Source organism: Sulfitobacter sp. HI0027 (assembly GCF_001634775.1).
Classification (GTDB): domain Bacteria; phylum Pseudomonadota; class Alphaproteobacteria; order Rhodobacterales; family Rhodobacteraceae; genus Sulfitobacter.
In genome coordinates this window covers 1-983 of record NZ_LWER01000094.1, presented here as the reverse complement: position 1 = coordinate 983, position 983 = coordinate 1, and the positions used below count along the sequence as shown (strand labels likewise).

2 protein-coding genes are annotated in these 983 nt (G+C 59.8%); both read left to right on the top strand.

Translation table 11 applies throughout. The features are described from left to right. Nucleotides 1-302 (top strand): ATP-binding protein (locus A3722_RS05165; RefSeq protein WP_161488214.1); only part of this gene is annotated, 302 nt, incomplete at its 5' end. Nucleotides 303-512: 210 nt separating this feature from the next. Beyond that, a partial coding sequence (locus A3722_RS05160) for an FAD-dependent oxidoreductase (protein WP_150120445.1) occupies nt 513-983 on the top strand: 471 nt, incomplete at its 3' end.

The following is a 983-nucleotide window of genomic DNA, read 5'->3' as shown; positions in this document are numbered from 1 at the left end:
AGGTCGACTTGGTCATTTTGGACGAACTCGGCTACCTGCCGTTCAGTTCATCTGGCGGGGCGCTGCTCTTCCATCTGCTCAGTAAGCTCTATGAGCGCACCAGTGTGATCATCACCACCAACCTTAGCTTCTCAGAATGGGCGCAGGTCTTCGGGGATGCAAAGATGACCACCGCTCTCTTGGATCGGCTTACCCACCGCTGCCACATCCTCGAAACCGGAAACGACAGCTACCGCTTCAAGGTCAGTTCTGAGGCAGCAAAGAAAACTGCAAAGGAGGCCAAAACATTGACCGCATCATAGACCACGACGCATAACTGAGGGTGGGTCAAATCTCGGTGAAAATACCGGGTCAGTTCTCAGTGACAATCAACACCTTTGCGGGCAGCGGGAGACAAGCAAAACCATGACGATGACATTTTATCAGCATTTTGTTGACGTGGTGATTTTTTGTGTAAAGATGCCCCAAAGGAACCCAGCCATGACCCAACGCGAAAACGAAAGCCGCCACCCATGAGCCAGCATGTCGTCGTTATCGGCGCCGGAATTGTCGGCGTCTCTGCCGCGATCTGGCTGCGCCGCGCCGGGGCGGAAGTGACGCTGCTGGACCGGTCTGAGCCGGGGCGGGGCACCTCGCATGGCAATGGTGGCGTGCTGGCGGCGGCGGGCGTTGCGCCGGTGACCGGGCCGGGCCTGATGCGGAAATCGCCGGGGATGCTGCGCGACCCCGAGTTTCCGCTGTTCCTGCGTTGGCCCTATCTCCCACGTCTGCTGCCATGGCTACGCCGCTACATGAGCCACGCCAACGATGCCGACACCCGACGCATCTCTGCCGGGCTGGTGCCCATCGTGAGCGACAGCGTGGCGCAACACAAAGCCCTCTGCGCCGATCTGGGGCTGGCCGATTGGGTGCGCGACGGCGACTATTGCTTTGCCTATACCAGCCGCGCGGCCTTTGAGGCCGAAGCCTATACATGGGCGCTC